Source organism: Actinomadura logoneensis, from assembly GCF_003428695.1.
GTDB lineage: Bacteria > Actinomycetota > Actinomycetes > Streptosporangiales > Streptosporangiaceae > Spirillospora > Spirillospora logoneensis.
On record NZ_QURH01000915.1, the window covers coordinates 1 to 7,086 of the forward strand.

A 7,086-nucleotide genomic window follows, 5' to 3' on the forward strand; every position below is an offset into this window, starting at 1 on the left:
CCTCCCGGCCGCCTCGACCGCCGCCCACGGGTCCGGCACGCCCAGCCCGACCAGCGCGTCCCGGGCCTGGTAGCGGCCCCTGCCCTCGACCGCCAGCAGGACGCAGGCGACGCGGACGGGCGTGTCCAGCCCGGCGAGGGCGGCGGTCACGGCCGCGTCGGGCAGCCGTCCGGGCGGCGTCCTCAGCCAGGGGGTCAGGCCGAGGCGCAGCAGCGGCGACGGACGCGTCGCGCGGCGCAGCACCCGGGCGCGCAGGCGTTCCCGGATGGCGGCGTCGGCCGCCGCCCGCACATCGGTCCCGCCTTTTCCGCCCTTCCCGCCATGTGCGTTCCCGGCTGCCGTTCCGGCTAATGTCGCGCCTGTTCCGGCGTACGGTCCGGGACTTGTCACGGCGCTCGTCGGGACGCCCAGTCCGGTGCGGCCGGAGAGCACTCCGTCCACTATGCGGCGGGCGAGCGCGAGCCTGTGGACGCGCGTCCCGGCCCCCGGAAGGACCAGGTACGCCAAACGGACGAGCTCACAGTAGAGCGACTCCACCGGGGTCTTGGTCGGGACGTCTTCCGGCATCGCGGAACCCCTTCTCCCACTTCCGAGGATCGATAACGACCCAAAGCTAGGGAGATGGAAGAGCCGCCGACACGAAATTTAAAGAACGATTAACGATGCCGTCGGAATTGCCGCTCATTTACCCCGAAACACGGCGGCGTCCGGCGGCGCATGGCCCGCGTCAGCGGCTCCCGAGGGCGTCCCGGTAGGTGTCCACGGTGACGTTGCGGCCGGTCAGGACCACCACGAGACGTCCGGTGACCTCGACCCTCCCGGCGAGGACGGCCGCGACGCCCGCCGCGCCCGACCCCTCGGCCACCAGGCCGTGCTCGGTGAACAGCCAGCGCATCGCGGCGCGGATCTCGGCGTCCGACACGTGCGTCAGGACGGGTCCGGCGGCGGCGATCAGGCCCGGGGTGACGCAGCCGGGCTCCAGGTTGCCGACCAGGCCGTCGGCGATGCTGTCCCCGACCTCGACCGGGACGATCCGCCCGGCGGCGACGGCGGCCGAGACCGCCCGCGACGCCGACGACTCGACGCCGACCAGCCGCACGCCGTCGCGGGTGCCCGCCCACAGCGCCAGGCCCGCGAGCAGGCCGCCGCCCCCGACCGGGGCGACGACGGTCAGCGGCCCCTCGGTCTGCGCGTCGAGCTCGACGCCGATCGTGCCCTGCCCGGCGATCACGTCCGGGTCGTTGTACGGGGAGACGAACCGGCCGGGCAGCGACAGCGCGTGCGCCTCGGCGGCGTCGTAGTCGGCCCCGTGCCGGACGAGCGCGACCGGGTAGGAGGCGATCTTGGCGACCTTCGCCGGGGACGCGTGCTCGGACACCACGACGGTCGCGTCCGCGCCCGTGCGGGCGGCGGCGTGCGCGAAGCCGAGCCCGTGGTTCCCGGCGCTCGCGGTGACCGCGGGAACCCCGTCCGGCAGCCCGGAGACCGCCGACAGCGCGCCCCTGATCTTGAAAGAGCCGGTCGGCTGCAGCGTCTCGGCCTTCAGCAGCGCGCCGGGCGCGAGCGCGGTCGGCAGCACCGGCGTGGGGGCGAGGACGGCGGCGACGCGTCCGGCCGCCGCGCGCAGGTCGGCCGCCGTGGGGGTCCGCACGTCCCGGACCTTCGTGTTCGCCGCTGGGGACACCATGGGAGAAATATATTCATCGGCGGCGCAAAGATCGCCTTTGGGACGGGCAGCGAACGGGCATTCCCGGTTGTGCCGGACACCCGGCCTGGGTAGGAGGCGGGGCATGAGCACCGCGCCGCCCGAGCTTCCGTACGACGAGTGGGCCGACACCAAGGACACCCTGCACCTGTGGACGCAGATCGTGGGCAAGATCCAGCTCGCCTCGGTCCCGCCCCGCAACCACTGGTGGCACGTGACGCTGCGGGTGGACGAGCACGGCTACTCCACCCAGCGCCTGGTCCACGACGGCGTCCACTTCCGCATCTCGTTCGACCTGGTCCAGCACCGGCTCGTGGTGCGCACCCGCGGGCGCGAGGAGGCCATCCCGCTCCGGGACGGGGTGTCGGTCTCGGCGTTCTACTACGAGCTCGAGGCGCTGCTGCGCGAGCTGGGCATCCGGGTGGAGATCAAGGCGGTCCCGTTCGGCGTCCCGATCACCACGCCGTTCGCCGACGACACCGAGCACGCCTCCTACGACCGGTCGGCGGTCGAGCGGTTCCGGGACGCGCTGGTCTGGGCGGACGACGTGTTCTCGGAGTTCCAGAGCTGGTTCTGCGGCAAGGCGAGCCCGGTGCAGCTGTTCTGGCACAGCTTCGACCTGGCGACCGCGCGGTACTCGGGCCGTCCCGCGCCGCCCATGCAGGGCGTGGACGGGGTCACCGCCGAGGCGTACAGCCACGAGGTGATCAGCTGCGGCTGGTGGGCCGGCGACAGCGCCTACCCGCGCTCGGCGTTCTACTCCTACACCCATCCCGAGCCGGACGACCTGACCGAGCAGGCGCTCGTCCCCGTCGAGGCGTCCTGGGAGCCGACCGGCCCGACCCACCAGGCGCGGCTGCCCTACGACGTCGTCCGGACGGCGGAGGACCCGCGCGGGACGCTGCTGGACTTCCTGCAGAGCGCCTACGCGGCCGGAGCCCGCACGGCCGCGTGGCCGTACGACGAGTTCCACTCGTCCTTCTGCCCGCCCCGGGGACGCGTCGTCGGCGTCTGACCTGGCCCGCAGCCCCCTTTCCATCGTGAGGACGGCGGGCGTGATCAAGCCGCGGGGCGCGGGGTGCGCGTCCTCAGCCGTGCCCCGCAGTAGGCGCCCACGCACAGCACCAGGAGCGTGGCGAGCACCACGAGCAGCGGGTTCACGAATCCGGGCACGGTGTCGGGGCCGCAGGTGGTGTCGCTCAACGGCAGCAGCGACTGGCCGCCGGTGTGCCCCGCGGACGCGCCCTCCGACGTGTAGCGGCACACCCGGTCCTTGACGTCCCGCATGTCGTCGTCCAGGTGGGAGAGGCCGAAGCCGTAGGTCGCGGCGAGCGCCAGCACCGACGTCCACGCCATCCGCGACCAGACGCGCGCGCCGCCCGGAGCGGCGGCGGCCCGCGACCGTCCCGCCCGGACGGACGCGACCGCCATCAGCAGGGCCGCCGAGGCGGCCAGCGGCCATCCCGCCAGCAGGCCGAACCCCGCGACCAGCGCCAGGAGCACCGCGTACTTCGGCGCGAACGCGGCCAGCAGCGACACCCCCACGACCACGAGGAGCGCGGCCCCGAGCCCGATCCGGCCGAGCTCGGCGGACCGTCCCGAGGACAGCGCCGGCACCAGGAACAGCAGGACGAGCAGCCCCGGCACCCCGACCAGGCCCAGCAGGCTGAAGGCCGCCTCGCCGAAGGCGACGAACGACAGCAGCGCTCCCCCGGCGAAGGTGAGGGCCGCGGCGATCAAGTACTTCACCCCGCAGACTCCACCGCATCCGTCCGCTTTCCGCAATGCGGCGGAGACGGGGGCCGTCAGGGGATCGAGATGTAACCGAACGCGGGGCTTACCCGCTACGTCCTACTCTTGGGCAGCGCGATCCGACGAGACCCGAGGTGGACGTGAACGACCAGGTGAGCATCGCCGACATGTTCGACCGGCTGACCGGCACCCAGCAGGCACCGCCCTGGTGGCTGGTGGCCCTCGCCGGCGTGGTGGCCCTGGCCGCCGTCGCGCACGGCCCGACCTGGCGGCTCGCCCGCAACGTGGTGACCATCGCGCACGAGGGCGGCCACGCCCTGGTCGCGCTGCTCACCGGCCGCAAGCTGGACGGCATCAAGCTGCACTCCGACACCTCCGGCGTGACCGTGTCGCGCGGCAAGCCGCACGGCCCGGGGATGGTGTTCACCGCGATGGCCGGGTACATCACGCCGCCGCTGCTCGGGCTGCTGTTCGCGGCGCTGCTGGCGGGCGGCCGGATCACCCTCATGCTGTGGTTCTCGCTGCTGCTGCTCGTCGGGATGCTGGTGATGATCCGCAACGCCTACGGCGCGCTGTCGGTGATCCTCACCGGCGCGGTGGTGTTCGCGGTGTCCTGGTTCGCCGGGGAGACCGTCCAGGCGGGGTTCGGCTACCTGGCCGCCTGGTTCCTGCTGCTCGCGGGCGCGCGCCCGGTCGTGGAGCTGCAGCGGATGCGGACCCGACGGATGGCCCCCAGCTCCGACGCCGACCAGCTCGCGCACCTGACCGGGGTGCCCGGCCTGTTCTGGGTGACGGTGTTCGGGCTGGTCGCGCTGCTGGCGCTGGTCGCGGGCGGCGCGCTGCTGTTCCCGGACGGCGCGTCCACGCCGGGCGTCTGAGTCCCCCGGAACGCCGCCCGCCCCCGCCGACGAGCATGTCGGCGGGGGCTTTTTTCGCCCGCGAGGGCGAGGGCGGTGTCAGCGGCAGAGGGCCGCGTCGATCGCCTTGGTGATGTCGGCGCGGAAGGCCGGCCGCGCCTCCAGCGCCGGGCTGGACTGGTTGTAGGTGATCACGGCCTGCCGTCCGCCGTCCCGGGTGGTGTAGGACCACGTCCGGTAGCCGGGCCAGCCGCCGTCGTGGCCCCACGCGTAGCCGCACGTCGTCTTGATCCGGGCGAGGCCGAGGCCGTAGTCCTCCTTCACCCAGTCGTCGGTGACCGGGCGCGTCGTCATCATCGCCTTCTGGACGCCCTTGGGCAGCAGCCGCCCGGTCACCAGCGCCCGCTGGAAGCGCGCCACGTCGTCCACCGTCGAGACGATCCCGCCGGACGTCCAGCCGCTCGACGGGCTGATCGCCGTGCTGACGTCGCCGTACCGGTCGAGGTAACCGTGCACGTACGCGCCGTGGAAGCCGGTGTCGGCGACGGGCAGGAAGGTGTGGCGCAGCTTCAGCGGCCCGACGACGCGGCGCTGCAGCTCGACGCCGAAGGGACGGCCGGTGACCTTCTCCACGATCATCCCGGCGAGGACGTAGTTGGTGTTGGCGTAGTTCCACTTGGCGCCGGGCCGGCTCAGCGGTGCCTTCTCCTGGGCGATGTCCACCAGCTCGCGCGGCTTCCAGACACGGCCCCCGTCCTGCCAGATGCGCGGGTCCTGCACGTACTCGTTCAGGCCGGACGTCTGCGCGAGCAGCTGCCGGACGGTGATCTTCCGGCCGTCGTTGCCGTTGCGGGTGAGCACGCCGGGCAGGTGGCGGGCGACGGTGTCGTCCAGCGAGAGGCGGTGCTCGGCGACCAGCCGCAGGACGACCGCGGCGGTGAAGGTCTTGGTCACGCTGGCGATACGAAACCGCAGGTCAGGGGTCATCTTCCGGCGCGTGGCGGTGTCCGCGACGCCGGCGGTGACGCGCGTGACCCGGTCGCCGCGCCGGGAGAGGGCGATGACGCCGGGCTGCCCGTCCTCGACCAGCCGGTCCGCGGCCCGCTGGAGCGCGCTCCCGGCGGGGGCGGACGCCCCGGACCGGGTGGACGCGGGCGAGGCGGTGGCCGTCGCGGGCACGACGGCCGCGGTCAGGGCGGCGGCGGCTCCGGTGGCCGCGGTGGCGATGGCGATGCGCTGCACGGTGTTGCGCTGCACGGTGTTGCGCTGCACGGTGTTCTTCACGTGCTTCAGCCTGCCGACCGGCGCTTTCGTCCCCCATGGGCCTGGACACCGAGCGGAGGGTGTACCTGGGTCCACCTGTCCGCACGCGGCCACCCGCTCGCCTCGGGCCGCGCGCGGACGGACCATGGGCCATGGCCGCGAAGAAGCTCGACCGAGGGTCCTACCACCGCAAGCGCAAGGCGCGCCTCCGCGCGCGCCGGCACCGCAGCCGCCCGACCGCGGGCAAGGGCAGAGGCCGCTGACCAGGCCGCCGTCGGGCCGCTGACCAGGCCGCCGACCCGGCCGCGGCCGAGCCGCCGGGGGCGCGCTGACCGGGCCGTCTGACCGCTGTCGGGAACACCGGAGAATGTCGGACCCGGCGGATAGGTTCGACGGTGTGAGCGAGGCTTCGAACGCGGGTGGGCGCGGGCGCGACCCGAAGACCGCCGAGCGCCGCGAGCGCCGGGTGGGCGACGGACTCGCCGAGCTCGACCAGTGGCTGCGCGACCAGGTCGCGCAGGGGCTGGCGCGGGCCGAGCGGGCCCCCTACCGGCTGTGCGACGACGCGTCCCGGCGGCTGGTCGACGCGTCGGCCGGGGCCCTGGCCGGGCAGGTGAAGGCGCTCGCCGCGGTGCCGCGCCGCGCGGGCTGGCCCGACCGGCTGCTCGCCGAGTACGCGCTGCTGCGGCTGCTGGTGCGGGCGTACCAGGGCCGCGCCGAGCTGCCGCCGCGCCTGCGCGAGATCGTCCGCGCGCGCATCGGGTTCACCGTCCCGCAGGACGACGTGCTGGCGCGCGGCGAGCGCGTCCGCGACACGTGGTGCGTGGTCGGCTCGCGCGACTCCACCGCCGACCAGCTCACCACCCGCCGCGTCTGGCTGCGCGGGATGTCGAGCGGGCGTCCGGCGCTGGTGCTGTCGTTCGCGGCGCGGGGCCGTCCGCTCGACGCGTCGTTCGTGGTCGGCGCCGAGGTGGACGCCGAGCTGGCGTTCTATTCGGACGGCCTCCGCGCCCTTGTGGCCGAGCGTGCGGAGCGCGCCGCGACGGGGGTGCCGGGGCGGGCGCCGGAGGGGACGTCCGTGCGCGGCCTGCTCGACGAGTACGCGGCTGCGCTCGCCCGCGACCCGTGGCTCGACCACTGGCCGGCCGTATTGGCGCGGGTCCGTCCCGCCCGGGACGAACGCGGCGACCCGCACGTCCTCGACGCCGACGGCGACGCACTGCCGGTGCGCACCGGTGATCCGTGGCGTCTGCTGGCGGTGTCCGGGGGCGCGCCGGTGACACTGTCGGGCGAGTGGACGCCCGAGGGCCTGCGCCCGCTCGTCCTCTGGCATCCCGAAGAGGGGGTCGTGCCGCTGTGAGCACCTGGTCGGAGCACGTGAGCGCGGCGCTGCTGGGCACCGACCGCCGCAGGCCGCCGCCGGACGGCATCGTCGGCCACGACCCGGACGCGGCGCGGCGGCTGCTCGACCAGGCGGCCGTGCTGACCGTCCGGCGCCGCGCCGGGACG

The 7,086-nt window shown here is 74.4% G+C and carries 8 protein-coding genes; 4 read left to right on the forward strand and 4 right to left on the reverse strand.

Going from position 1 to position 7,086, the window contains the following annotated elements; all coding sequences use genetic code 11:
- Both DZF91_RS39120 and DZF91_RS30855 read right to left on the reverse strand, forming a co-directional pair.
- On the reverse strand, nucleotides 1-567 hold a 567-nt coding region (locus tag DZF91_RS39120), incomplete at its 3' end, for a hypothetical protein (protein WP_199487010.1).
- Between the two features lie 160 nt (nucleotides 568-727).
- On the reverse strand, nucleotides 728-1,687 hold the full coding sequence (locus tag DZF91_RS30855) for a threonine ammonia-lyase (protein ID WP_117360601.1): 960 nt from the start codon (nucleotides 1,685-1,687) through the stop codon (nucleotides 728-730).
- 103 nt (nucleotides 1,688-1,790) lie between these two features.
- On the opposite strand from DZF91_RS30855, the gene DZF91_RS30860 reads away from it, so the two are divergent.
- Nucleotides 1,791-2,720, forward strand: a complete 930-nt coding sequence (locus tag DZF91_RS30860) for a DUF5996 family protein (RefSeq protein ID WP_117360602.1) — start codon at nucleotides 1,791-1,793, stop codon at nucleotides 2,718-2,720.
- A 44-nt stretch (nucleotides 2,721-2,764) separates the two neighbouring features.
- Here DZF91_RS30860 and DZF91_RS30865 read toward each other — a convergent pair whose 3' ends face one another.
- Nucleotides 2,765-3,454 carry a hypothetical protein gene (locus tag DZF91_RS30865; RefSeq protein WP_117360603.1) on the reverse strand — a complete coding sequence of 230 codons (690 nt, stop codon included), beginning with the start codon at nucleotides 3,452-3,454 and terminating at the stop codon, nucleotides 2,765-2,767.
- Nucleotides 3,455-3,624: 170 nt separating this feature from the next.
- Here DZF91_RS30865 and DZF91_RS30870 point away from each other — a divergent pair, with 170 nt between their 5' ends.
- Nucleotides 3,625-4,335: a M50 family metallopeptidase gene (locus DZF91_RS30870; protein ID WP_117360606.1), complete on the forward strand. Its 711-nt coding sequence runs from the start codon at nucleotides 3,625-3,627 to the stop codon at nucleotides 4,333-4,335.
- A 78-nt stretch (nucleotides 4,336-4,413) separates the two neighbouring features.
- Here DZF91_RS30870 and DZF91_RS30875 read toward each other — a convergent pair whose 3' ends face one another.
- Entirely contained in the window at nucleotides 4,414-5,598 is a 1,185-nt protein-coding gene (locus DZF91_RS30875) for a serine hydrolase domain-containing protein (RefSeq protein ID WP_158588091.1), read from the reverse strand.
- Between the two features lie 376 nt (nucleotides 5,599-5,974).
- Here DZF91_RS30875 and DZF91_RS30880 point away from each other — a divergent pair, with 376 nt between their 5' ends.
- Nucleotides 5,975-6,937, forward strand: coding sequence for a serine/threonine-protein kinase (locus tag DZF91_RS30880; RefSeq protein WP_117360605.1), 963 nt, complete (start codon nucleotides 5,975-5,977; stop codon nucleotides 6,935-6,937).
- A 17-nt stretch (nucleotides 6,938-6,954) separates the two neighbouring features.
- Nucleotides 6,955-7,086, forward strand: a 132-nt coding sequence (locus DZF91_RS43260; RefSeq protein WP_456236665.1) for a DUF5691 domain-containing protein, incomplete at its 3' end; no start/stop codon positions are given.

What these genes read in the sequence shown, in the direction of transcription:
- DZF91_RS30855 (WP_117360601.1), bottom strand. Translation starts at nt 1,687, where the DNA reads ATGGTGTCCCCAGCGGCGAACACGAAGGTCCGGGACGTGCGGACCCCC.
- DZF91_RS30860 (WP_117360602.1), top strand. Translation starts at nt 1,791, where the DNA reads ATGAGCACCGCGCCGCCCGAGCTTCCGTACGACGAGTGGGCCGACACC.
- DZF91_RS30870 (WP_117360606.1), top strand. Translation starts at nt 3,625, where the DNA reads ATGTTCGACCGGCTGACCGGCACCCAGCAGGCACCGCCCTGGTGGCTG.